The 1,741-nt window shown below is 67.0% G+C and carries 1 protein-coding gene; it reads right to left on the bottom strand.

Annotated elements, in window-relative coordinates; translation table 11 throughout:
• Nucleotides 1–41: 41 nt before the first annotated feature.
• On the bottom strand, nt 42–1,490 hold the full coding sequence (locus H7965_RS28400; RefSeq protein ID WP_186773885.1) for a CoA transferase: 1,449 nt from the start codon (nt 1,488–1,490) through the stop codon (nt 42–44).
• Nucleotides 1,491–1,741 lie beyond the last annotated feature (251 nt).

The raw sequence follows: 1,741 nt of genomic DNA on the forward strand, positions 1-1,741 counted from the left end.
TAAAAATGAGATCAAAGGGATTACCGGTCAGACGTGTGGCATCAGCGAGGTTCAGCGTTCCGGGCCAACCATTCGGGTCGGTCTCCACCGAACTTGGGGGTGGGCAACGCCCATCGGCACGTCGTCTCCGACATGCGTAGTACCGGGCCAAGCGTCATCAGGTCGCCGTAGGAGGAGTCCTCGCGCACATACAGGGGTTCGAGTTCGGCCTCGGTCAGCTGCTCGGGCGCATCGTTGAAGCCGCTGACCAGTCCCTGGCGCTGGTAGAACATCGCGGATTGGCAAAGCGAAGCCTGCACGTGGTAGCTGCCACCTTCGCGAGCCCGGCGCCCCAGGGCCAGCATCGCGCCCAAGGCCGCGAGGTAGCCGGTCAGGTAGTCGCACATCGGGGCCGGGGCGAGCTTCGGCCGCCCCGCACCGGTCATCTCCCCATGGGTATGGGCGATCCCCGTGACCGACTGCGCGACCTGCTCCCATCCAGCCTTTGTTGCGAAGGGGCCGCCAGACCCGAAGCAGTTGATCGAGACGACGATCAGGCCGGGACGGAGCCGGACCAGCTCCTCCAGGCCGAAGCCGCGCTTGCTTAGCCGTCCCGGTCGGTAGCCGTTGACGAACACGTCGGCCTCGTGTGCCAGCGCGGCGAGGCGCTCGGCCTCGTCGGCGCGCCTGAGGTCGAGGAAGCAGCTACGCTTGCCGTGGCTCAGGTCGCGGACGAATTCGGGCACCTGCGGAAGGTGGGGCGCCGCAACCATCAACACATCGGCGCCGTGTTCTGCCAGCGTCCGGCCAGCGGTCGGACCGGCCAGGATGCGGGTCAGGTCGAGGACGCGCACCCCCGACAAGGGTCGGTCGCCGAGAGAAAGCGGCTCGGGATCGCCATCGGCGACTTTGGTGATCTCCACCACGGGCCGGGTGGCGAGGTAGGCGCCCTGTGGGTGCGCCAGCCACTCCTCCTGGGTCCGGATCTTGCCGCCGCAGGCGCGCGCGTCGGCGATCGCCGTTTCGAGTGCGTCGGCATTCCAGCGACTAACGGCGGCGCTGACGGATGCCGGTGTACTTTCGCATTCCAGGACATCCAGCACGCGGCGCTCAAGATGCGGCAGATTGAGGTGCGGCAGGAACCAGCGCCCGTCCGCCGTCGGCCAGGGCTGGGTCACCGTAACCATGTGCCTCATGCTTTCGGACATTTGTAGGCGGCGATACCGCCCATCCTCGTCCCGCCGCATGGTGTAGTCGACGACGCGCAAGGTCGCCGCCGCCTCCGGCACCGCAACCTTGATGGCTTGGCGGCGGCCAGCGCGCAGCTCCCAGAGGTCATTGGCCGCGACGCCGGTGGCGGCGAGAACGGCGGCCGCCGTTTCCCCGATACGGAAGGGCGTCCGGTAGAACGGATCGGACCCGGTGATCGTGACCTCACCGACCTCCGGCGCCGTCATGGCGCGAATGGCCATCAACTCAGAGAAAGCGTCGGACCGATCTGCCTGTGTCATTCTGTGTCCTTTCGATGGTCAAGGGTGTGCCGGAGACAAAGTCGCGAGTAGGGGCGAACCGGCCGCCTCCCAAGCGTCCAGGACCGAGTTGCGCAACACCCGGTGCGGGCTGTCCGGCCAACTGCCGTCGAACAGAGGGGTCTCGGCTAGGAGCGCGTCCCGGTAACGGCTGAAGCGGCTCGACATGTGAGGCGGGCGGTGATTCGCTCGGCGGCATGATGAAGAGCTTTCGACCCTGGAAGGTGAATGAG

Origin of the sequence: Siccirubricoccus deserti (genome assembly GCF_014283215.1) — a bacterium.
GTDB classification, from domain to species: domain Bacteria; phylum Pseudomonadota; class Alphaproteobacteria; order Acetobacterales; family Acetobacteraceae; genus Siccirubricoccus; species Siccirubricoccus deserti.